The sequence below is a fragment of the Lysobacter sp. Soil_N_51 genome, from assembly GCF_057655755.1.
Map to the genome: position 1 here is coordinate 188271 of NZ_JBDGLR010000002.1, position 22145 is coordinate 210415.

At 64.9% G+C, this 22145-nt stretch carries 20 protein-coding genes and 1 pseudogene; 13 read left to right on the forward strand and 8 right to left on the reverse strand.

Going from position 1 to position 22145, the window contains the following annotated elements; translation table 11 throughout:
* The first annotated feature begins 39 nt into the window (after positions 1–39).
* A complete protein-coding gene (locus AC3A4T_RS03815) occupies positions 40–630 on the forward strand; it encodes a hypothetical protein (protein WP_487674175.1) in 591 nt (196 codons plus the stop codon).
* Between the two features lie 446 nt (positions 631–1076).
* Positions 1077–1469: a DUF6869 domain-containing protein gene (locus AC3A4T_RS03820; RefSeq protein WP_487674176.1), complete on the forward strand. Its 393-nt coding sequence runs from the start codon at positions 1077–1079 to the stop codon at positions 1467–1469.
* A gap of 11 nt (positions 1470–1480) precedes the next feature.
* Here AC3A4T_RS03820 and AC3A4T_RS03825 read toward each other — a convergent pair whose 3' ends face one another.
* A complete protein-coding gene (locus AC3A4T_RS03825; protein WP_487674177.1) occupies positions 1481–1684 on the reverse strand; it encodes a hypothetical protein in 204 nt (67 codons plus the stop codon).
* Between the two features lie 199 nt (positions 1685–1883).
* On the opposite strand from AC3A4T_RS03825, the gene AC3A4T_RS03830 reads away from it, so the two are divergent.
* From AC3A4T_RS03830 to AC3A4T_RS03850, 5 genes are all read left to right on the forward strand, one after another.
* Positions 1884–2798, forward strand: a complete 915-nt coding sequence (locus AC3A4T_RS03830) for a hypothetical protein (protein WP_487674178.1) — start codon at positions 1884–1886, stop codon at positions 2796–2798.
* A 3-nt stretch (positions 2799–2801) separates the two neighbouring features.
* Positions 2802–4610 carry an XVIPCD domain-containing protein gene (locus AC3A4T_RS03835; protein WP_487674179.1) on the forward strand — a complete coding sequence of 603 codons (1809 nt, stop codon included), beginning with the start codon at positions 2802–2804 and terminating at the stop codon, positions 4608–4610.
* Positions 4611–4858: 248 nt separating this feature from the next.
* The gene (locus AC3A4T_RS03840; RefSeq protein WP_487674180.1) at positions 4859–5551 is read left to right on the forward strand and encodes a phytanoyl-CoA dioxygenase family protein; all 693 of its coding nucleotides are present in this window, start codon (positions 4859–4861) and stop codon (positions 5549–5551) included.
* Between the two features lie 169 nt (positions 5552–5720).
* Positions 5721–6215 carry a VOC family protein gene (locus AC3A4T_RS03845; protein WP_487674181.1) on the forward strand — a complete coding sequence of 165 codons (495 nt, stop codon included), beginning with the start codon at positions 5721–5723 and terminating at the stop codon, positions 6213–6215.
* A gap of 366 nt (positions 6216–6581) precedes the next feature.
* Complete coding sequence (locus AC3A4T_RS03850; protein WP_487674182.1) at positions 6582–7154, forward strand: SRPBCC family protein; 573 nt, start codon at positions 6582–6584, stop codon at positions 7152–7154.
* A gap of 57 nt (positions 7155–7211) precedes the next feature.
* On the opposite strand, the gene AC3A4T_RS03855 is transcribed toward AC3A4T_RS03850, so the two are convergent.
* From AC3A4T_RS03855 to AC3A4T_RS03885, 7 genes and pseudogenes are all read right to left on the reverse strand, one after another.
* Entirely contained in the window at positions 7212–7481 is a 270-nt protein-coding gene (locus AC3A4T_RS03855; protein ID WP_487674183.1) for an aromatic-ring hydroxylase C-terminal domain-containing protein, read from the reverse strand.
* Positions 7432–7785, reverse strand: a pseudogene (locus AC3A4T_RS03860) (FAD-dependent monooxygenase); the annotation flags it as partial. The pseudogene AC3A4T_RS03860 and the gene AC3A4T_RS03855, both read right to left, overlap by 50 nt.
* Positions 7782–7982: an FAD-dependent monooxygenase gene (locus AC3A4T_RS03865; RefSeq protein WP_487674184.1), complete on the reverse strand. Its 201-nt coding sequence runs from the start codon at positions 7980–7982 to the stop codon at positions 7782–7784. The pseudogene AC3A4T_RS03860 and the gene AC3A4T_RS03865, both read right to left, overlap by 4 nt.
* A 498-nt stretch (positions 7983–8480) precedes the next feature.
* Entirely contained in the window at positions 8481–9866 is a 1386-nt protein-coding gene (locus AC3A4T_RS03870) for an amidohydrolase family protein (protein ID WP_487674185.1), read from the reverse strand.
* 266 nt (positions 9867–10132) lie between these two features.
* On the reverse strand, positions 10133–11269 hold the full coding sequence (locus AC3A4T_RS03875) for an agmatine deiminase family protein (protein ID WP_487674186.1): 1137 nt from the start codon (positions 11267–11269) through the stop codon (positions 10133–10135).
* Positions 11270–11407: 138 nt separating this feature from the next.
* Positions 11408–12640 (reverse strand): sensor histidine kinase, encoded by a 1233-nt coding sequence (locus AC3A4T_RS03880; protein WP_487674187.1) that lies wholly within the window; start codon positions 12638–12640, stop codon positions 11408–11410.
* On the reverse strand, positions 12624–13301 hold the full coding sequence (locus tag AC3A4T_RS03885; RefSeq protein ID WP_487674188.1) for a winged helix-turn-helix domain-containing protein: 678 nt from the start codon (positions 13299–13301) through the stop codon (positions 12624–12626). The genes AC3A4T_RS03880 and AC3A4T_RS03885 overlap by 17 nt, the downstream gene beginning before the upstream one ends.
* Positions 13302–13763: 462 nt before the next feature.
* Between AC3A4T_RS03885 and AC3A4T_RS03890 the strand changes: the two genes are divergently transcribed.
* From AC3A4T_RS03890 to AC3A4T_RS03915, 6 genes are all read left to right on the forward strand, one after another.
* Positions 13764–16058 carry a hypothetical protein gene (locus AC3A4T_RS03890; RefSeq protein WP_487674189.1) on the forward strand — a complete coding sequence of 765 codons (2295 nt, stop codon included), beginning with the start codon at positions 13764–13766 and terminating at the stop codon, positions 16056–16058.
* Between the two features lie 346 nt (positions 16059–16404).
* The gene (locus AC3A4T_RS03895; protein ID WP_487674190.1) at positions 16405–17148 is read left to right on the forward strand and encodes a DUF3348 domain-containing protein; all 744 of its coding nucleotides are present in this window, start codon (positions 16405–16407) and stop codon (positions 17146–17148) included.
* 1 nt (position 17149) lies between these two features.
* Positions 17150–19420, forward strand: coding sequence for a DUF802 domain-containing protein (locus tag AC3A4T_RS03900; protein ID WP_487674191.1), 2271 nt, complete (start codon positions 17150–17152; stop codon positions 19418–19420).
* Positions 19417–20058 carry an OmpA family protein gene (locus AC3A4T_RS03905; RefSeq protein ID WP_487674192.1) on the forward strand — a complete coding sequence of 214 codons (642 nt, stop codon included), beginning with the start codon at positions 19417–19419 and terminating at the stop codon, positions 20056–20058. The genes AC3A4T_RS03900 and AC3A4T_RS03905 overlap by 4 nt, the downstream gene beginning before the upstream one ends.
* 6 nt (positions 20059–20064) lie before the next feature.
* Positions 20065–20721, forward strand: a complete 657-nt coding sequence (locus AC3A4T_RS03910) for a DUF2894 domain-containing protein (protein WP_487674193.1) — start codon at positions 20065–20067, stop codon at positions 20719–20721.
* A 144-nt stretch (positions 20722–20865) separates the two neighbouring features.
* Entirely contained in the window at positions 20866–22137 is a 1272-nt protein-coding gene (locus tag AC3A4T_RS03915) for a hypothetical protein (RefSeq protein ID WP_487674194.1), read from the forward strand.
* Positions 22138–22145 lie beyond the last annotated feature (8 nt).

The following is a 22145-nucleotide window of genomic DNA, read 5'->3' on the forward strand; positions in this document are numbered from 1 at the left end:
GCAGTTATGCAAGTACATGGAAAGCATCAGGCGAAAGGCTTGCTGCTGTTGATGATAGCGCTGGTTATTACTACGAGTGCATGCTCGGCAGGGCGATCACGGGATCGAACACCAGATGTGCAGTCGAAAAACATCAGTGATGTGACAATCCAACGCATCCTCTCGCTGCCTTTGACACAAGGCGAGGCAGGGCTGCGACAGATAACGTCCGATATTTTCCATCTTGCGAACTATCCCAGCGCGCCGGGAACGATCACTGGCGATGTTGTGACGAAAAGTGGGCCGTTAACGCTCTCCGATGGTCATCGAATCAATATCGTCATCGACTACACCAAGGCCGGTGTTTTGAGTGTCGGTGTGGACAAAACCCAATGCTACAAACTGAAAGATGCCGTGAAGATTACCGGCGCTAAATCCGTGTCAGCGGTCAGCTATCCCTATGTCGAAGGCCCTGATTACGACACTCACTCGGCGATTGCGAACGGCGTTGATGTGAACATTGGGACGTTCGCCAAAGGTGAGGAATGCCTGTCCGAAATCCGCCTGGTCAATGTGAAAGTGGCCTCCGAATTCGTGGCAGAGAACAAGTTGGAGCTCCCCGCGAAAAACCTGCCGACCCTCGATCGCTAATGAAGCTTCAGGCTTCTGATGTCTCAACAAACAAAAGCTTCACGGAACTGGGCAAGAAACCGCAGCGGAGGGGATCAACCGCTACGAGAAGGCAGTCCATGACGCCGATCTGGCGATCGCGCGCCGCACCTGGGGCAAGCGTCCGCCGGCCGCGCGGGTTCGTAAGCCGCGCTCTGGCGTGAGCAGTGCTGGCGTTGCGTCGGATCGCACGAGCGTCCCTTCAGTCCGAAGCGCCCCGCCTGTGGTCCATCCGGGTCTGCGTGTGGTCCCGCGCCTCATTGCGGAAAGCCACCGAAGCCTTCGCGAATCCCGCTGAGGGATCGCGAAGAGTGAATTCGGGACACGCGAGAGCGAAATCCGCACTCCCGAAGGTCGGCGCCATACTCGCGACGGCAGGCATCGGCCCGTTTCGCACGGCGGGCCTGATAAGAAACAAGAGAAACACCATGTGGTTTAAGCAAGCAAAGACGCTCGATGGATGGGTGGACGCCTACCTCGAGGCGAACGAGGTCCCGGTCGAGCAACGGGATGTGAACGGCCCGCACTGGTGGCCGATCGAGCGCGCGATGGTGACTTCCAGGCAAGTCAGCCCGGACTCCCTTTGGGAGTTCATTCTGGCGGTGCTGGCAAGGAACCCGCCCGAGCACACGTTCTACTGTCTGGCGGCAGGGCCGCTGGAAGAACTTATCGGATACTACGGTGCCGATTTCATTGATCGCATCGAGTCGGTAGCTCGCGGCGATGAAGCCTTCCGCGAACTGTTACACGGCGTTTGGAAGCCGCCAGGGGTCAGTGCGGAAGTCTGGCAGCGCGTGGAACTGGCCAGAGGCGACGGATAGCGCTAGCCATGTCATCGCGGCGTTTCCGCGATTTCAAGCGACGTCACGCAATGCCGCTCGAATCCCTTGAATGAAAAGCCGACGGACATCGCCGGGCTCGTTGCCGTATAGAGTCCCGTGCGTTGGTAATAAACCATGCACGCTGGATCGGGCCGCCCGATCGCGATGGCCTGTTCGATCGGGAAGCAGGGTTCGTCACTCAGCTCCAACAGCATATGGCGGTCGCCATCCAGGCGCAGGTAGCGACGGATTACATGGCCATACGCAGCGTGGCAGGCTTCTGCTGCTCGATTCGACCAGTCGCACTTGCGCCCTCGTTGGCGCTGAAGTGGTCGTGCAACGTCTTTGTCCAGACGATCGAACCCAGCGGGGCCTTCATGAAGTGGGAGTGTCGGGAGGCTCTTAGCAAGAAAATTGGATAGTGTCCCGCGCAGTATCAGTCTGGTATTCGAGCAAGCGGATACGAAGCAGGCGATGATAAGCGTCAACGAAATCCTGGTGCAGGAATGCCTGAAAAAGCCACATGTGTCACCATCAATTCTCGGCTTTTTCTTCGATCTTGCGGATGATTTCCGCAACGGTCGTTGTTTATCTCATGATGGCTCGCTTATGCTCAGCGCATCCTTTCTGCGTGCGATCCAAGCAATGCGCAACTTCCAGTTCCGCTGTGTCGCCGCAGCCATTCGTCCCCACACAATCGCGCCCGCATTGATTGTTCTCAATGTCCTCGCGGTCAGCGCCTGCGCCCATAGCCCGACACCGCCGCACACCGCCGTTACCGCCCAGGAGCCTCATGGCATGACGTCGAACGAACACTATCGGATCAGCGACGCCTCGGAGTACCCCACATTGCCGCCCGAAGAGGTGGGGCTGAGGGTGTTAAAGCTATTGAAGGAACTGCCCTCCCTGAAGGGGCTGACGGCGCAACAAGTAATCGAGAAAACCGGGCTTCCCCTCAAGTTGGCTCCAGAAGCCGGCGTTTATGGATTTACGGTTCGCATGCCTGATTCGGGGTGGCTCTACATGCTGACATTCGAGCCGGCCGACGGCCGCTACAACGAGAGGCTGTCCTACGAGGTACGCAATCCCGCTAACCGCAGCGACGCGGACATGACCCCCGTATGCAAACTCGACTTCGATGCCTATGCGGACGCCTTGAAACGAGCGGGGTACAGCGTTAGTGAGGATCGCAATGAGATCGGAATGTTGGATGAATACATTTTTCATCGCGAAGGGCTGAAGATTCGGATAGGACCCCGAAACCGGACCGTAAAAGACGTTGATGCGCCCTTGTGTGTCGAGCGCCTGACTGTCTATTCAGCGGGTTAATCCATGGCCAGACCAAATAAACAGCTATCCGACGCCATCGATCGGCTAGCGGCGGACCCGGGCGCCACCGCGGACCGGGTCGCTCAGTTACGTGACGCGCTCGCTTCGGATAGCAAGCTGCTGGATCGCATGAACGATGAGGCGAAACTGGGGCATATCAAGGCCTTCGTCATCGGTGAAGAAGGGCCGGCGGGACGCTACGACATCCAATCGGGCGCGGTGACCTTGCCAACTGCCAGCTTTCGTCCATCAGGCGTATCTGCCTCGGAAGATCTGACCGCCGTCTTGAAGCTGCAGGACATGTCCGTGAGATTCGGAAACAGTGTCTATGCGGATACGTCGGGCAGAAAAGTTCCTGTCTCGCAGGAAATGCTCGGAAACTTGCAGGACTCGATCAACCAGTCGCCGGAATTGGCCGCGCAAATGAAAGCGGCGGTCAGCGCCAAGCCTTCCCCGCACTTGATCAAGTTCGACATCCTCGATGCCGGCTTTGGCGCGGGGGCGACCTATGACGGCGACAGCAAGTCGATCAACATTCCAGCCGCGAGGTTGCAGAATTCGTCCGCCACCAGTGAGGATGGATTCGATCCGTTCAGCATGGCTTACACGCTCGCGCATGAAACCCAGCATGGGTTCAATCATGCGGCCAAGCGACAGGCCTATGTTGTATTCGATCGCGAGGTTCGGGATATCGCACGCGATAAGAACCCAATCAACGACTACACCGCACCGATAGGTCGACTGATCGGTGCAGGTCGGCAGGACGAGGCCAAGGCCGAGATCGCCGGATGGAACGCGGTGGCCAGCATGGTGAAACACGTCAATCCAGAGGCGGGACTGGATGCCATGGGGCGTGTAAACAATATACGAAGCCATTTATTCGTCGAAAGGAACGACGCCACGCGCAAGTTTGAGGGACGTCCGGGACTGACATTCGGACCTGGACTCAGCCTCGAGCCGACGGCGGCCAACATCGAGACTCTTGGCAAGAATTACTTCGATCGGGAGCCCTTGAACACGCCCGGAAAGAATGCCCGCGAAATATCCACGCTCGGTCCGCATAGAGAGGCCGACTATGCCAACTACTACGGACGAAACGCGATCGAGCGACTCATAACGATCGACAGGAAGCACGCGCGCACGATCAACGGAGTCGAGCCGCAGATGCACATCGATATGGCGGCTTTGCGTCTCAACGAGCGCTTGATCGAGCGGCTTGGGTTGGAGATAGACCCGCGTCCGGAGCAACGGCAGGCCTACTACGACACCAGCCGGTCGCCGCCCGCACTCCAGCACTTCGATCACACCAAGACGGGACGCAGCTTGAGCCAGCATGTGCCCATCGATGCGGCCGTTCTGGCGGACGATCCTGTCGCTCTGGGCCGCGAGCGTTTGACGCCGATGGAGCAAAGTCATCCGGATCACGGCTTGTACTGCCAGATCGCGACCCAGGTTCGACAACAGGATCAACAGCACGGCCGTCAATGGGACGAAACCAGCGAGCGTATGACCGCAAGCCTGTTGGTTCTGGCGAAAGAAAATGGCTTGTCGCGGGTGGATCACGTGGTCTTCAGCGCCAGGAATGAAAAAGTCGCCGCGGGCGAGAACGTATTCGTCGTACAAGGGCGGATCGACGACCCGGCGCATCTGCGGGCGCATATGAAAACGGACGAGGCCGTTCGTGCGCCGGAGGCGGCTTCGTTCGAAACGGTAGAGGCGATCAACGAGCGTATCGCCCGGCAAACAGCTCAGGCGCAGGCACTCGGGCAGATGCAAGAGGAGCCAACCAAGGCGCCGGGCATGGGGCGATGACTGCACTGCACTAGCAAGAGGGTCAAGGCCTGCGATTGGGCGACAGTGCTTCGCTGGGGTCACGATGAGCGTGGGCTGGCCGTGGTGGTGATCGGCGAATAGACGGCGCTGCCTGGCTATGTGGCCGTGGATCGGGTGTATTTGCTGCACGGCTGCATCATCGAGGTCGCTGCGTTTGGGCTGATCCATTACGATGACGAAGCATTGGCGCAGGACGAAGGCCTCGTATTTCTCGCTCGGGCGACCTGATGAAACCGGATCAAGCCGAACTCTTCGCCACGCAAGGTTTCTTGCGGTTGGATGCGTTCCATCCGAAGAGCCGGATGGCGGCGATCAGGCAGAAGGTGCTCGATGAGATGAAACGGCTGTCGGCGCGGACGAGTCCGATGAAGTCGTTGCGGCAACTTCCGTTCTTTCAGCAGATCGGAAAGCTGTCGGCGCTCGTGGATGTTCCGGGGTTGCACGACGCGTTGGCGACGCCGGAGCTCATCGAACTGATCGCCCGATTGGGCGGTCGGACATTGACGCCAAACCAAGGCACTCAGTTGCTGTTGTCGCCGCCGAACCAGGGCGAGTGGACCTTGAAAGGCTTGAACTGGCATGTGGATGTTACGGCCGATCCGTCGCAGCGGCTGCCCGGCATTCAAGCGTTCTTTCTGATCGACGATGTGTCGCCGCGCGGCGGCGCGACGCTCGCGCTGGCGGGATCGCATCGGGTCGATGCGCTGGGGCCGGGGTCCGCGTCCGAGCTGCGCAGGGTGTTGAAGACTTCCGATGAACTGGAGCGCGATCTTCGCGGATCGGGCGTATCGATCGTCGAAATGTCAGGCCGCGCGGGTGACATTTGTCTGATGGACATGCGGCTTTTGCACACGCCGTCGATCAATACGACCAGGCATCTGCGAATGATGGCGACATGCCGTTGTTTTCCGCGCGCTTGATGCTATTTTTGCCCGGCACTCGTCGGGGTCCTGTTTAAAGATGTGATCGGGCATGCGGCGGCGCCATGAGACCATCGCGCATGCGCTTCGTGGCAGGCAGGGCATAAACGCTTGCCAGTGCTCTGCGCCAGTTGAATGCACGTATCCACCTGAAACCAGGAGAACGGCCATGGTCAACAAGAATGCGATCAGCAAGAACACGATTTGTCTGTGGTACGACGGCACCGCGCTGGACGCGGCGACGTTCTACGCGAAGACGTTTCCCGACAGCGCGGTCGGAGCGGTGCATCACGCGCCCGGCGATTATCCCGACGGCAAGCAAGGCGACGTGTTGACGGTCGAGTTCACGGTGATGGGCATTCCGTGTCTGGGCTTGAACGGCGGACCTGCGTTCAAGCACACCGAGGCGTTCTCGTTTCAGGTCGCGACCGACGATCAGGCCGAAACCGATCGCTTGTGGAATGCGATCGTCGGCAACGGCGGCAAGGAAAGCGAGTGCGGCTGGTGCAAGGACAAGTGGGGTCTGTCGTGGCAGATCACGCCGCGCGTGCTGACCGATGCGTTCACCAGCCCTGATCCAAAGGTCGCCAAGCGCGCGTTCGACGCGATGATGAAGATGCAGAAGATCGATATCGCCACGATCGAGGCCGCGGTGCGCGGCTGATCGGAGCGCGCGACTGCGGTGGATGAGGCCGCGATTGAAGCGGCGGTTTCGCGCCGGCACCGGCGGCAACTCAGATTCGCCGAATCACGGGATGCCGCCAGGGCCGGGTCCCGGTGGCCCGCGACGCGCTCGTGCTGCCTGCGTCGCAACTCCATTCCCCGCGTCTTAGGTGGCCGGGCGCCGCCGCTCGAATCGCGGCTGTCTTGACCCTGTCATGCGCGTGGCATCGAATCCGCGCAACGGCTCAAGCGCCGGGAGACGAGCATGGCTCCGTTCCGCATACCAGTCTCAGGCCGGGTTCCGGCTGTTTCGCGCGCGTTTGTCCTGTATTTGACTTGGCTTGTGTTCTTTCTGCCGGCGTGCCCGGTGTTCGCGAGTGAGCAGGCTTCGCAGTGGCGATCGCTCAGCGACAAGGACGGCATCCGCCTGGAGGCGCGGCGCATTCCCGGCGAGCGTTTCGATGAGCTTCGCGTCACCACGTCGCTGAAAGCCTCGCCGAAGACGGTCGCCGACTATCTGCTCGGAAAGTACCTCGACGAGAAGAACAAGAACATCAACCGGACGTTCATCCAGCGTGGGCCGGACATGGCGCTGTGGTCCGATGTGCTCAGCACCTCGGTCGCCAGCGATCGTTGTTACTCGATGCGCTTCGAGCGGCAGGCGCTGGCCAACGGAGCGATACGGGTGACGTTCGTATCGCTCGACTATGCCGGCCGAAAGCCGATGCCCGACTGCATCGCCTTGCGCGCGCGCGGCGAGTGGACGATGACGCCGACCGGCGCCGGGACGCGCCTGACCTACGCCTCGCTGACCGACATCGGCGGCAGCGCGCCGGCGTTCCTGGTGCATCGTTCGCTTGCCTCGGCCGCCGTCTCCAGCGTGCGCAAGGTGGTCGCGGGTTCGTCGGGCCTGGCGCTGCCGCGGGGCATCGGCGACTGAACGCCGATAATCCGAATCCGCGTTCGGATCGAAACCGCCGCGGATCGGAACCGATCGTCAGCCTGCGGGTTCGCCGAACCATCGCGGCGCGGCTTGAGCGGCTTGGTCATGGTCGGTCGCATGTTCGCTTGCCCATGCGACGAAGGCATCCGGACGCACCAGCACGGCGCTCACGCCGAGCCGATCCATGGCGTCGCTGGCGACATACGCGATGCGATCGCTCCAGCGCTGCGCGAGCGTGCGCAACCGCGCGCAACCGCGCATCGGCGTCGAAGTCCAGCAGCAGGCCCTTGCCATTGCGCAGCAATTCGCCGAGCCGGGTTCCATCGGCCAGTTCGAAGTCCGGCGCGCTGCGCCCCACCAGCGGGTGGCTGTCGCCCAGGTCGTAGCGAAGGCCGACGCCCCACACGCGCTCGGCGAAATAGGCGGCGCCGTCGCGGGTGTCGATGAGGTCGCGGATGATGGCTTCGAGCGCGCGCGTACTCGGGCTGGGCCGCATCAATGCGACCTGGGCGCGCGACCAGTCCAGCACCTGCGCGCCCACGGGATGACGTTCGCTGAAATAACTGTCGAACAGGTCGGCCGGCGCGTCGCCGCGAATGGTCGCGGCGAGCTTCCATCCCAGGTTCATCGCATCGCATCGCCGAGACCGAGGTTGAGCCCCTGGCCGCCCAGCGGCGAATGGATATGCGCGGCGTCGCCGGCGAGCAACACGCGTGCGTTGCGATAGGCCGTCGCCTGATAGGTGCGGTCGGTCCAGGTCGTGGCGAGTTGCAGCGCGGTCACGGTGACGTCGGTGCCGCAGACGCGGCGCAACACCGTCTGCACATGCTCCGGCGTGATCGGCTGGGTTCGGTATATACGCGCCGCCGTCGAAATCGAGCATCGCGATGGTGCCGGACGGCTGATAGGTGAACATGCCGGTCGCGGTGTAGTGACGACCCGAACGGAGTTTGTCCGCGTCCAAGCGAATCCCGTACCCCAATTTTCCAAAGGCGGGAACAGCAACAGCAGTTCCCAAGCGGGGCGACAAAGGCAGTGGCAGAAACAAAAACATCAACAACAACAGCGAACGGAAACATTGCCCCCTTTAAAGAGGGGCGGCACCCGCGTTGTCTGCTTCAGGTCGATACGACCGCGCCTGGGGACTTGCGCCATCCACTCAGGAAATCACCAGCTCTAATAATTCCGCCGGTCCATCTGCCCGCCCTCGTCGCGGCGAGAAGATTCGGCTGAGAAGGAGCCTTATCCGCGCCCCGGCGATTCCCGCTTCGTAAGCGGGAGTGGGCTTGAGAACGACGCGCTGCCTAAAAGCACATGGGTCGATCAAGGCGTTTTCGTGGACGGCAACGCAGCGGCTTGGTAATCGGCCGCCACTTTGTCGGTCATGGCCCGCAGCGCCGACCGTGAGTACCAGTGTCCTTGCGCCATCACCCCGAGTGGAGCGCGTAAGACGCCGAGCGCGTCGAGTGGATTGGCGGACGTCAGGATCAGGTCGGCGCGATACCCGGGCGCGATTTCGCCGAAGCGCTCGCCGCCCGGCCGGTACTCGGCGATGAAGCGTCCGGGTGTGCGCGTGGCGGCGCGCAGGGCTTGATAGCGGCTCAAGCCCGCGGCTTCCAATTCGGCCAGTTCCGCGTGCAGGGAGTAACCGGGGAATACGCCCGGAACCACCGGCGCGTCGGTGCCGGTCACCAACGGCAGATCGGCGTCGGCCATGGCCCCGACGAAGCGCCGCAGAAATGCGAGACGCTCCGCGAGCGACCCCGTGCGCGCGGCATAACCGTTGCCGCGGTTGCGCCAGTCCAGGCGCTCGCTCGGCGCCAGATAACGGGCTTGCGGCCGTGCGAGGTAGGTGGCGGCGACATCGGCGCGGCCCCACAGCGAGGCCACGGTGGCGTAGGTGGCCAGGTCGGTGGTGAGGTAAGTGCGATGGCGTTTCAGGAAATCGATCAGCGGCGCGATACGCGCGGGATCGGGGGCCGCGGTGCCGACGTCTTCGCCGGGCGCGAAAAACACCGAGTAGAAAAATTCTTCCGCGTGCGCCACCAGCGCCTGACCGGCCTCGATCTGGTGCCGAAGCCCCACTGCGTTCACGCCATGGCCGATCACCGGTGGGCCGCCGGCCTTGCCGGCATCGACGAACGCGGCGAATGCCGGGGCGCCGAGGTCGTTGTAGACCTTGATGAAGTCGAAGCCGTTGGCCTGTGCGAACGCGGAGATGGCCTGCGCCTGCCGCGCGGTATGCACAGCGAGATGACCATATCGATGCGAGCCGTCGATCATCATGGCTGCGTACACGCGCGGTCCCGGCAACTCGCCGCGGTCGATGGCCGCCCGGGTCTTGACGATGAAGGCGCTGGGCGCCTCGCCCATGTGCAGCACGGTGGTGACGCCGTTGGCGAGGTAGACGGCCATGTCCTCGCGACTGTCGGAATGGCTGTGCATGTCCGCCAACCCGGGCGACAGCCATGCGCTGCCGCCGCCATCGACGATGCGGGCGTGTTCGGGCACGCTGAGCCTGGTCCCGATTGCACGGATGCGTCCGTTTTCGACGATGACGGTCTGATCGCGCAACACGCGCTCGCGGTCCATGGGCACGACGTTGACGCGGATGAACGCGGTGACGGACGGTGGCGTCGCGGCGATTGCGGTGTTCGCGGTCAGGATTGCGCCGCAGAGTGTCATCAGCAGGGCGGTTCGCAACAGCATGGGGTAGCCTCATGTTCGTGCCAGGGCGGTTGCGCGTCGTCCGCGGTTCCTGGTGCGGGTCCGGGCCGGACGCGAAGCGCCAGGCGGAAGACTAACGCGGATGCCGCATCGGCACGAACCGTTCCGCCGGCGCGAGGCGGGTCGTGGAAATCCGCGCCCGTGCTGTCGCCGGATGCCGGGCGTTTTGCTTTTCCGCGAGCAGGGCAAGCACAGATGGTTATACCGCTACCGACTACCGCAATCGAGGCCCTTGGCTTGCGACCAATTTAACGCGCAGCCGGCTGCTGCTGGGTCACGCAATGCACCATGCCGCCGTTGCGATACAGATTGCGCACGTCGATGCCGATCACGCTGCGGCCCGGATACAGGCCTTGCAGGATCGATTTGGCGACGGTGTCGTTGTCATCCTTGTACTCGGGCATCAGCACGACGCTGTTGCCGACGTAGTAGTTCACGTACGAGCCTTTGTAGCCCAGTTCATAGCCGTACGCAGTCACCACGTCGCGCGCGGTCAGCGGCAGCTGCACGATGCGATAGGCGGCACCGTCGATATCGCTCGCGCGGTACAGGCGATCGATATCGGCCGAGGACAGGCCCCATTGGCGCAAATCGGCGCGGCTCATGGTGACCACGGTGTCCGGCGTGCCGAAGCGGGCGAAGCCGTCGATGTGCATGTCGGTGATGTCGTCCTTGCCGCCGGGCGCGCCGTCGAGCCAGATGAACTTGGATACGCCCAGCTGCTCGGACAGCACCGCTTCGAGTTCGGCTTCGCTGAGTTCGGCGTTGCGGTTGCGCTCGCGGGTGGAACTGCGCGTGGCCATCAGCACGCCGCGTCCATCGACTTCGATCGCGCCGCCTTCCAGCACCACGTCGTTCACGTTCATGCGCGGCAGGCCGAGGTGGCCGGCGACGGTGGCGGGCACGGCGTCGTCCTTGCGGTAAGGCGCATCGAGGCCCCAGCCGTTGAAGCCCCAGTCGGTGATCGTGAGTTGGTCGTTGCGGTCGTAGACGAACAGCGGGCCGTTGTCGCGCACCCACACATCGTCGGTCGGGCGGATCAGGAAACTCACCTTGGTCAGCGCGACTCCGGCGGCGTTGAGCAGTGCACGCACGCGGCTCTGCTCATTGGTGTCGTAGACGATGATGTGCACGTTCTCGCTGGTGACCAGCGCGCGGGTCATCGCCACCCAGGTCGGATCGAGCCGGTCGCGGTAGGCGCGGCCGTGGGTGTAGGCGTGCGGCCATTGCAGCCAGGTGCCCTCGTGGCGCGCGGTTTCGTCGGGCATGTAGCCGCCGTTCTGCGCGCGCGCCGCGCCGGTGGCGGCGGCGCTCAGGGCGAGGGCGCAGAGCACGCCGGCGACCAGCGGACACCAGCCGGCGCGGGGAAGGGTGGAGATATTCATGGGAGGAGCCTGTCGGGTGGGCTTGGAGGCGCACCTTAGCCAGCGAACCTGACATCCAGCTGATAGCGGTGGTTTGCTGATGGATTACCCGTCAACAGCGGCCGCCATGACGCCCGCGCCATCATCACGCCCGCGCCATCACAAGGCCAATTCCACCCGCGCGCCGCCGTCGGCGCGGTTTTCCAGACGCAGCTCGCCACCGTGCAACTGGGCGATGTGCTGGACGATCGACAGGCCGAGTCCGCTGCCGCGGCTGCCCGGGCCGGTCACGAAAGGTTCGCGGATGCGTTGCAATAACGCATCGGGAAATCCCGGGCCGCGGTCCTCGACGATCACCTTGCGGCCGCTGACGGTCACGCTGATCGGCTCATCGCTGGCGTCGGTCGCCGCGTGCAGTAACGCGTTGTCGATCAGATTGCGCACGGCGGTCTGCACCAATCGCAGATCCACGTTCACCACTGACTCGGAGGCGTGGAAGGCGATCGGCCGGTCCTCTGGCAGGATCGCTTCGACCAGCAGATCCAGGCGCACGGGTTCCTTGGTGATCGGCGTGTCGGCCGCATCCAGCCGCGCCAATAGCAGCAACTGATCGACCAGACCGGCGGTCTGCGTGGTCACTCGCTCGATCTTGGCCAGCACCTGCGCCGGCGACTCGCGTCCGTCGTGCGCCGATTCGCACAGCGCCTGCAAGCGCGCGACCGGCGTACGCAGCTCGTGCGCCGCCGCGGCGATGAAACGTTCCTGCTGTTCGAACGACGCTATCGCCGGCCGCAGCGAGCGGCGCGACAGCACATGGCCGACGAGGATGCCGAACGCGGCCAGCGCCGCGGCGATCGACACGGTCCAGCGAACGAAGGCGGCATGCGCGGCATCGCGCGCGCCGGGATCGGCCAACACCAGGATCGCGGCGATGGGTCGGTCGCGATCGTCGTAGGTCGGCTTGGCCTGCAGCAGGTAGGCGCGGCCGCGCCGGTCGTGGCCTTCGTTGGCGATATCGCGGCCGCCGGCGATCACGGCCTCGGCCAAGGCGAACGGTTCGGCGAGATCGAAACGCGGATGCTCGGGTCGCAGCAACACCTTCGGCGGCGGGCCTTTGCCGATCACCCAGATATCGCTGCCGCTGTCGATCACGTCGGGTTCCTTGCGCAGCACTTCGTCGTGAAAGCGGCCGTCGCTGTCGAACCACGTCAAGCCGTACACCGCCGTTGCACGCAGCTTGGCGCTGGAGGCGAGGTCGAGTTGCGCCAGCCGCGCATGCGTGGCGATGGCGACCGAACACAGCACCACCACGCACAGCAACCACGCCGCCGTCCACACCGCGGTCAGGCGCAGATGCAGCCGACGCAGGACCTGATCACGCCGTCGCGTCATCGCGTCCGTCCAGTCGATAGCCCGCGCCGCGCACCGTGTGCAGCAACGGCGGGCTGCCGAGTTTGCGGCGCAACGCGGCGATCAACACCTCGTCGGCATTCGATGCCGGCTCCTGACCTTCGCCCCAGCAACTGGCGATGATGTCGCCGCGGGCGACGACTTGCCCGGCGCGCTCGGCCAGCAATTGCAGCAACGCGAATTCCTTCGGCCGCAGCGGCAGCGCGATGCCGCCGCGACGGACTTCGCGACGGCCCAGGTCGACTTCCAGATCGGCCACGCGCAACACGCTGGGACGGATCGCGCCGCCGCGTCGGCCGATCGCGCCGATGCGCGCCATCAGTTCGTCCATCGAGAACGGCTTGATCAGATAATCGTCGGCGCCGCCGGCGAAACCGTCGATGCGATCCTCGACCGCGTCGCGCGCGGTGAGGAACAAGGCCGGCGTGGCGATGCCGCGCTGGCGCCATCGCCGCAACAACGCGAGCGCATCGCCATCGGGCAGGGTGCGATCCAGCACGAATGCGTCGTAGCCATACGACAGCACGAAAGATTCGGCCGTCGCCAGATCGGCGGCCTCGTCCACCGCGTGCCCGTGCGCGCGCAAGCGTCCGGCGACGGCATCGCGCAAATCGGTCTGGTCTTCGAGTACGAGCAGGCGCATGGGCGAGAGCTTACCGCCGCCGCGGCGCGGACGCGCGGGGCGTCACAGTTTGCTTCGAAACCTTCCCGGCAATGCCCGTTTTCCGCCCTGGATCGTCCTTGTCGCCCGCCCGCGGCCGTGGCCACTTTGATGTGTGCTGCATTGGCCGTCGCGCCAGCGCTGCCGCGCACCGATGCGATGGATCGCGGAACGCTTCGGAAGGTGAACTGCGTATTGATTTAACAACTCAATGCCTCTTCACCTGTCCGTTGATCGTGGTGCGGGGCGTTGACCAGAACGGGGCGAGTTCATTGACCTTCTCATTGAGCGAATCAGCAAGCCGCGCAGGCCGGCTCGCACGACGACCGCTGATGCCCCGCATGCGATCCAACGGCATGCGCAAGGCGTGATCCACGCCACAACGAAGTTGCGACTTCACCCAGGCCTGCAGCAGGGAAATCCGACTCAGTCAAGGAGAGTGCTATGAGAACCACATGGCTCAAAGACGTAACCGGCGGCAGGCGATGGCTGCGCCGTCTGGCCATTGCGACCGTGCTGGTCTGCGTGCCGCTGCAAGCGGCGGTGGCCAGGATGCACGAAACACCCCGAAGTTTTTCGCTGCAGGACAAATCGCTCAAGGCCGTGCAGCGCAAGACGCTGACCGCGGTCGATGCGCAACGCCTGTTGGCCGAAGACCGCGCGCGCGGCAAAGTCGCGCAAGGTCCGCAACCGATCCGCTTCGCGGTCGATGCCGGCGTGGCGTTCGATCTGAACAACGCGGGCACCTGGCAGAAACTCGCCGACGGACGCCTGTGGCGTCTGCGCATCCAGTCGCCCGGCGCGGTCAGCCACAACCTCGGCCTGACCCGGTTCGACATGCCGGTGGGCGCGAAGTTGTGGATCTACGATACGGCCGGCAAGCAAGTGGAAGGCCCGTACCTCACCCACAACCGCAGCCACGACGGCCGCTTGTGGACGCCGATCATCAAGGGCGACGAAATCATCGTCGAAGTGTTCGTGCCAAACGGCGTGGCGCAACCGGCGGTGACGATCGGCAAGGTCAATCAGGGCTATCGCGATTTCGCCGACGACAGTACTGAAAAACAGGGCTCGTGCAACAACGACGTGGTCTGCCCGGTGGGCGCTCCGTGGGCCAACGAGATTCGCTCGGTCGCGCGTTACAGCATCAGCGGTACTTCGCTGTGCAGCGGTCAGCTGGTCAACAACACCTCGTTCGATTTCACGCCGTATTTCCTCAGCGCCCACCACTGCGGCGTCACCGCCGCCAACGACGACACCCTGGTGTTCTACTGGAACTTCCAGTCGCCCACCTGCGGCGCGCTCAGCGGTGGCAGTCTGGCCGACAACCAGACCGGCGCGATCTTCCGTGCGTCCTACTCGCCGAGCGACTTCCTGCTGGTGGAGCTGGAAGAAGAGCCCGATCCGCTGTCCAACGTGTTCTACTCGGGTTGGGACGCGAGCGGCGTGGCGCCGGCTTCGACGGTCGGCATTCATCATCCGTCCGGCGATGAGAAGGCGATCTCGTTCAACACCAATGCGGTTACCTCCACCGCGTATCTGTCCAACACCGTCAACGCCGCGGCGAACCACTGGCGGGTCGATGCGTGGGAAGACGGCACCACCGAAGGCGGTTCGTCCGGCTCGTGTCTGTGGAGCGCGTCGACCAAGCGCTGCGTCGGTCAACTGCATGGCGGCTACGCTTCGTGCAGCGCGCCGACCACCTCGGACTGGTACGGCAAGCTCAGCGTGAGCTGGAACGGCGGCGGCACCGCCGCCACGCGGCTCAAGGATTGGCTCGATCCGACCAACACCGGCATCATCGGTGTCGACGGCGACCCGCACGTGACCACGCTCGACGGCACCCGCTACGATTTCCAGGGAGCCGGCGAGTACACGATCCTGCGCGATCCGAGCGGCGTGGAAATCCAGGCGCGGCAGACGCCGATCGCCACCTCGTTCACGCCGGGCGCCGATCCGTACAGCGGGCTGGCCACCTGCGTCAGCCTCAACAGCGCGGTCGCCACCCGCGTGGGCAAGTACCGCGTCACCTATCAGCCCAACCTCAACGGCGTGCCCGACCCCAAGGGACTGGAACTGCGCATCGACGGCCGGCTGACCCAGCTCGGTTCGGGCGGCATCAACCTGGGCAACGGCGGCAGCATCAATCCGACCTCCGCGCCGGGCGGCATCAAGATCACCTATCCCGACAAGTACAACCTGCAAGTGACGCCGGGCTGGTGGTCGAGCGAATCCAAGTGGTATCTCAACATCGGCGTGACCCGCAAGGTCGCCGATGGCGCGAACGGCGCGCAGCCGGGCAGCAACCTGGTCGGCGGCATCGGCGCGCCGTTGGCGCCGAAGAGCTGGTTGCCGCCGCTGCCCGACGGTTCGGGCCTGGGCCTGCGTCCGGCTGCGTTGCACGATCGCTATGTGCATCTGTACAAGAAGTTCGGCGACGCGTGGCGGGTGAACCACAGCACGACCTTGTTCGACTACGCGCCGGGCACCTCGACCGAGACCTTCACCAACAAGGACTGGCCGATGGAAAGCCCGCCGTGCAACCTGCCGGGCGCCGAACCGGTCAAGCCGCTGCCGCTTGAAGTCGCGGTGCAGGAATGCCGCATCGTGAAGGACGAGCGGACCCGCCAGAACTGCGTGTTCGACGTGATGATCACCGGCGAGCGCGGCTTCGCGCAGACCTACGCGCGCACCCAGGAAGTCAACGCGAAGGAGGCCGCGAAGGCCGCGGGCGACTGAGCGAAGTGAAGCAGGCAATGGCCGGCCGTCGATGACGGTTGCGGCCGGTAGCAGCGACGCCGAGGGAGCGATCCCTCGGCGTTGCGTTGTGGGGCGTTGGCGCGGATGGCGAGGCTCACACCGGCGAAAGCGGTCGGAAACCCATGAGAACAAGGGGTTTTCGCGGTGTTGGCCAATCGCGGCCGTCCGGTTTATGAACAATTAGGGAACGCAGTGCGCGCGCGCATGAATTCGCTAAATCGGCCGCGAGCGCCGCGAATATCGGCGCGTCGGCCCGTCCGCGTACGCATCGATCGGCAGGCCGCGGCCATTCGCGTGTAAAATGGCGATCTTTTAGCCAGTAGTAATGATGCAAGCACCTCGACGGGCTACGGTTCGCGGCCCGACGTTCATCCGCACGCTCGCTCGCCTGACCGCCGCCGACGTACCACCTCCCGCGCGATCGTTGTCGGATCAGCTGAGCCAATGGGTCGATTGGACCCACGCCGTGGCGCTGTCCACGGCGCTCGACGGCAGGCCGCCCGCGGCGTTGCTCGACGACCGGATCCTCAGCAGCGCCGACGACGACGAATGCGCGCGCGTGCGCGCCTCGCTGACGGGCGCGATCGCCGCCGACCGCGCCTTCGCCGCGGCGACGCCGCGTGGGCCGGGGCCGGGCAACGCCGCCGACACGGACGAAACGCTGGATTTCCCGTTCTACCGTCAGCGTTATCTCGCCCTGCAACAGACCATGGAAGCCGGTGTCGGCCGCCTGCGCGAGCGCCTGCGCGCGCTGCTCACGCACGCCGCGCCCGGCCTGGTCCGGCTCGCCGCCGTGGATGCGGTCATGGAGCGGGCCTTGAGCCGACGCGAGCGGGCGTTGCTGGCGGCCGCGCCGACGCTGCTGAGCGAACACTTCGAGCGCCTGCGTCAGGCCGCGCTGAGCGCCGCCGCCGACGACGCAGAGGGCGACGCGCCGACCGCCGCGCCGACCGCGTGGCTGGACGTATTTCGCAAGGACATGCAGAACGTATTGCTCGCCGAACTGGACGTTCGCCTACAACCGGCGCAGGGCCTGCTCGCGGCCCTTCGCACTCATGCAAAGAACTGAAATGCTCAGAAATCTGCTTTATCCCGCGGTCTTCGCCGCCGGTTTGATCACCGTGTGCTGGGTCGGCGCGGGCTATGTGGCCGCCAATCCGCTGGCGTTGTCGGTGGTGGCGCTGATCGCCGCGTGTTATTTGGCCGGCGGGTTCGAGTTGTATCGCTACCGTCAAGCCACCGCGACGTTGCAGCAGGCCGTCGCCGACCTGTCGCAGCCGCCGTCGAACCTCGGCGACTGGCTCGGTCGCCTGCATCCTTCGATACGCAACGCGGCGCGCCTGCGCATCGAAGGCGAGCGCGTGGCCTTGCCGGCGCCGTCGCTGACGCCGTATCTGGTCGGCCTGTTGGTGCTGCTGGGCATGCTCGGCACCTTGCTGGGCATGATGACCACGCTGCGCGGAACCGGCATGGCGCTGGAAAGCGCCAGCGACCTGCAGGCCATTCGCGAGTCCATCGCCGCGCCGGTCGCGGGACTGGGCTTCGCCTTCGGCACCTCGATCGCCGGTGTCGCTGCGTCGGCGATGCTCGGTCTGCTGTCCGCGCTGTGCCGGCGCGAGCGCGCGCTGGCGGCGCAGCGGCTGGATGTCGCCATCGCGACCACGCTGCGCACGCATTCGCAAACCTATCGCCGGGAAGAAGCGTTCAAGCTGTTGCAACAGCAAGTCGAGGTGATGCCGACCCTGGTCGAGCGGCTGCAGGCGATGACCGCGGCGATCGAACAGCACAGTCAGGTCGCGCACGAGCAGCTGACGTCGCGTCAGGACGCGTTTCACGAGCGCACCGACGCGGCCTACAGCCGACTGGCGTCGTCGGTCGAGGCATCGTTGAAGGCGAGCATCGCCGAGAGCGCGCGCGTCACCAGCGCGGCGTTGCAGCCGATCGTGGAAACCACGATGGCGGCGATCGCGCGCGAGACCGCGTCGTTGCACGAGGCCGTTACCCAGTCCGTGCAGCGGCAGATGGATGGGCTGTCGGCGGGTTTCGCCGCCAGCACCAGCACCGTGGCGGGCATCTGGAGCCAGGCGCTGGTCGACCAGCGCCAGTCCAATGAAGGCCTGGTGCAGAACCTGGGCAGCGCGCTGGAGCGCTTCACCGACAGCTTCGATCGCGGCGCGACCGGTTTGGTCGACACCGTCTGCGCGCGATTCGAAGCCACCGCCGAGCAGGCGGCGGACGCCTGGAACACCGCGCTATCGCGGCAGGCGAGCGCCAACGAGGACGTGGCCGCGCGCAACCAGCAGGCGCTGGTCGCGGCGGCGGATGTTTGGAACGAGTCGCTGTCGCGTCAGTTGAGCGCCAACGAAGACATGGCCGCGCGTAATCAGCAAGTACAGGTTGCGGCGGCGGATGCATGGAACGAGGCTCTGTCGCGGCAATCGAGCGCCAACGACGAGGTGGCGACGCGCAATCAGCAAGCTTTGATCGCGGCCGCGGCGACGTTCGAGCAGCACGCCGCGTCACTGCTGCAGGCCATGCGCGAGTCGCACGCAAGCCTGCAGGCCGAGCTGGAGTCGCGCGATCAACAGCGCCTGGCCGCGTGGACCGGCGCGTTCGCGTCGATGGCCGCCGAACTGGGCCAGCGCTGGGAACGCAGCGGTGAGCACTCGGTCGAACGCCAGCAACAGATCTGCGATGTCCTCGCGCAGTCCGCGCGCGACATCGCCGCGCAGACCCAGGCGCAGGCGCAGGAGACGATCGCCGAGATGTCGCGTCTGGTCGATGCCGCGTCGCAGGCGCCCAAGGCCGCGGCCGAGGTCATCGCCGAATTGCGCCAGAAACTGTCCGACAGCATGGCGCGCGACACCGCCATGCTCGACGAGCGCAATCGTCTGCTGGCCACGCTGGAAACCCTGCTCGACGCGGTCAATCACGCGTCCACCGAACAGCGGGTCGCGGTCGATGCGCTGGTGGCCACTTCGGCGGATCTGCTCGATCGCGTCGGCACCCGCTTCATCGATCATGTCGGCGCTGAAACCGGCAAGCTCGGGGTCGTCGCCGCCCAGGTCGCCGCGGGCGCGGTCGAGGTCGCGAGCCTGGGCGATGCGTTCGGCGCGGCGGTGCAGCAGTTCGGCGAATCCAACGAAGCCCTGGTGATTCGTTTGCAGGGCATCGAGACCGCATTGGACAAGTCGCTCGCGCGCAGCGACGAACAACTGGCGTATTACGTGGCGCAGGCCAGGGAAGTCATCGACCTGAGCATGCTCTCGCAGAAGCAGATCATCGAGGACATGCATCAGCTGGCCGATCGGCGCGCCGTCGACGGGGAGCAGGCGGCATGAGCGCGGACATCTACGACGACGGCGGCGACGGCGAATCGACCGCGCCGGTCTGGGCTGCGTTCGGCGACCTGATGTCGGTGCTGCTGGGCGTGTTCGTGCTGATCCTGGTCGGCGTGCTCGGCGTGCAGATGCAGCTGTCGAGCCGACTGGACGAAGAGGTCAGGCAGCGTCGGCTCGAAGCGCAACGCCGCAGTTCGCTGGAACAGGCCTTGGCGGTGCCGCTGGCGGCGGGACGGGTGACCCTGGTCGACGGTCGCATCGGTATTCGCGGCAGCGTGCTGTTCGCGTTCAACTCCGAGCACCTGCAGCCGGAAGGCCGCGAGCTGTTGAAGAGTCTGGCCGGCCCGCTGTCGGGTTACCTCAAGAGCCGCAACGAAATCCTGATGATCAGCGGCTTCACCGACGACCGCCAGGTGCGCGAGGGCAGCGGCCCGTTCGCCGACAACTGGGAACTGTCGGCGCGGCGCGCGTTGACCGTGACTCGCACCTTGATCGCCGAAGGCGTGCCGGCCTCGTCGGTATTCGCCGCCGCGTTCGGCGCGGAGCAGCCGGTGAGTTCCAACGCCGACGAACAAGGGCGGGCGAAGAACCGGCGGGTGGAAATCGCGCCGATCCCCAAACCGCCCAAGGCGAAGTGACGCACCGTGCGCGATAGCCAGGCCAATGCGCGCTCGGTACTCGATGCATGGCGCGAGCAAGGCGCCGATCGCATGAGCCGCGTGCGGTTTTACCGCCTCGATGCGCTGGAGCGCCGCGCCGCCAGCCACGACGGCGAAGTGCGGCGTCTTCTCGACGCTCGTTTGGCCGAACTGATCGCGGCCTATGCCGCCGATCTGAAAACCGCCGCAGCCCCGCTCGCGACGCGCGACGAGGCAGCGGCGAACATGCCCGCGAGCGATGCGATCAGCGCACTGGTCGGCTACATCGCCGAGCAGGCGGCGCTACGCGACGAGGTCGCGGCAGACGACGCCACACCGCGCCCCGCATTTCCGGAACTCGCCGCGCTCGACGATTTCAGGAAGCTGTGGTCGGCCGTGCGCGTCGAAAACCAGACCCGGGTGTCGCTGGAGCAGGTGCCCACCGATGCCGGCCCGCTTAATTCCGGCGCTCTGGTGCATCGCTCGCTGACCCTGATGCGCGAAGTGTCGCCGGGTTATCTGCAGCACTTCATGGCCTATGTCGACGCCCTGACTTGGCTGGAGCGGATGAGCGACGACGGCGTGCTGGCGCCGGACGACACCTCCCAAGCCGCGGCCAACGGCAAGCGTACCCGCGACAAGCCGCGCAAGCGGCGCGAATGAGGCGGTAGCGACACCGGCGCCGCTCCGGTTCGCAGGCGAGATCTGCGGCTTCGACATGGTCTTGTCCCGCTTGGTGACGTTTCTACTCGCAACGCAGGCCGGCTGGCCCACAATTCAGACTTCAACCCATGAGAGAAGAAGTGCATGAAGTCTTTGCTGATGCTGCTCGGCGCGACCCTGGCGATAGCGCTGGGCAGCGCTGATGTCCGCGCCCAGACGACCGAGGCCCCCGAGGCAACCGAGAAAACCTTCGTCGATGCGGTCAAGGCGCGCGCCATGCCGCTGCGGATCGCGTCGAGCGGTCTGTCGGGCGCGGGGGCCGGGTTTCTGCTTGAGCAGGCGGCGGCCTCGCAGTTCGTCCTGATCGGCGAAGACCACGGCTTTGCCGACACGCCGCGGTTCGCCCAAGGCTTGCAGGCCTCGCTGGGCGACAAGCGTCTCGATCACTTGGTCCTGGAAATCGGCTACTACGCGGCCCGCCGGGTCGAAGCGGCCCAGTGCGAGCGCAAGGACGGGCTGGCGCGACTCAACCAGGCGTTTCCGTTCTTCTCGCCGTTCGTGAACTTCAGCGAAGACGGCGCGCTGGCGGCCTCGTTCGCCGCCTGCGATCCCGCGGCGCCGTCGCTGTGGGGCATCGATCAGGAGTTTCTGCTGTCGTCGCAACTGCATCTGGACCGTTTGCAGCAACTGACCACGAGCGAGCCGCAGCGCAAGCAGTTGTCGGTGTTCCGCCGCGAGGCCGATGCGGCCTGGGACGAGATGGTGAGCAAGCACGATCCGGGCTCGATCGTGCTGGTCAACTGGAGCGCCGAGGACTTTGCCCGCCTGCGTGGCATCTTCGATCCCAGCCGCGACAAGGAAGCGGTGGCCCTGATCGACGCGATGGCCGCAAGCGCGGAGATCTATCGTTCGCAGAACACCGGCGCCTACGCGTCCAACCGCGCCCGCTCGGTGATGATGAAGTCGTTGTTCATGCGCAACTATCAGGCGGCGCAGGCGAAACAGCCGCGGCCGCGGGCCTTGTTCAAACTCGGCGCGTACCACGCCGCGCGCGGCCTGACCCCGACCCAGCAATTCGACATCGGCAATCTGGCCTCGGAGCTGGCCGAGTCGAACGGCGGGCGCAGCTTTCATGTGCTGGTGCTGATGAACGGCGGCGAGGTGAATCGCCACTTCCCGTTTTCGAAGGACGCCACGGACGAACGCACCGCCTACGATGCCAAGGAAGAATTGAAGACCCTGGGCATCGAAGCGCTGCTGACGGTTGCGCCGGCGGACGACGCGGTAGTGATCGATCTGGCCTCGCTGCGGGCCGATGGGCCGCGCATGCCGGCTGGAAATCCGATCAATCGCCTGATCTACACCTACGACGCGGTGGTGCTGGTGTCCAAGGGCCATGCCGCGTCGAATCACTAACCGGCGGC

Coding starts and splice junctions, on each gene's coding strand:
- AC3A4T_RS03905 (WP_487674192.1), top strand. CDS start 19,417: ATGAGCGCGGACATCTACGACGACGGCGGCGACGGCGAATCGACCGCG.
- AC3A4T_RS03880 (WP_487674187.1), bottom strand. CDS start 12,640: ATGACGCGACGGCGTGATCAGGTCCTGCGTCGGCTGCATCTGCGCCTG.
- AC3A4T_RS03895 (WP_487674190.1), top strand. CDS start 16,405: ATGATGCAAGCACCTCGACGGGCTACGGTTCGCGGCCCGACGTTCATC.
- AC3A4T_RS03835 (WP_487674179.1), top strand. CDS start 2,802: ATGGCCAGACCAAATAAACAGCTATCCGACGCCATCGATCGGCTAGCG.
- AC3A4T_RS03840 (WP_487674180.1), top strand. CDS start 4,859: ATGAAACCGGATCAAGCCGAACTCTTCGCCACGCAAGGTTTCTTGCGG.
- AC3A4T_RS03875 (WP_487674186.1), bottom strand. CDS start 11,269: ATGAATATCTCCACCCTTCCCCGCGCCGGCTGGTGTCCGCTGGTCGCC.
- AC3A4T_RS03845 (WP_487674181.1), top strand. CDS start 5,721: ATGGTCAACAAGAATGCGATCAGCAAGAACACGATTTGTCTGTGGTAC.
- AC3A4T_RS03900 (WP_487674191.1), top strand. CDS start 17,150: ATGCTCAGAAATCTGCTTTATCCCGCGGTCTTCGCCGCCGGTTTGATC.
- AC3A4T_RS03855 (WP_487674183.1), bottom strand. CDS start 7,481: ATGGAACCCGGCTCGGCGAATTGCTGCGCAATGGCAAGGGCCTGCTGC.
- AC3A4T_RS03890 (WP_487674189.1), top strand. CDS start 13,764: ATGAGAACCACATGGCTCAAAGACGTAACCGGCGGCAGGCGATGGCTG.
- AC3A4T_RS03885 (WP_487674188.1), bottom strand. CDS start 13,301: ATGCGCCTGCTCGTACTCGAAGACCAGACCGATTTGCGCGATGCCGTC.
- AC3A4T_RS03870 (WP_487674185.1), bottom strand. CDS start 9,866: ATGCTGTTGCGAACCGCCCTGCTGATGACACTCTGCGGCGCAATCCTG.
- AC3A4T_RS03820 (WP_487674176.1), top strand. CDS start 1,077: ATGTGGTTTAAGCAAGCAAAGACGCTCGATGGATGGGTGGACGCCTAC.
- AC3A4T_RS03915 (WP_487674194.1), top strand. CDS start 20,866: ATGAAGTCTTTGCTGATGCTGCTCGGCGCGACCCTGGCGATAGCGCTG.
- AC3A4T_RS03825 (WP_487674177.1), bottom strand. CDS start 1,684: ATGCTGTTGGAGCTGAGTGACGAACCCTGCTTCCCGATCGAACAGGCC.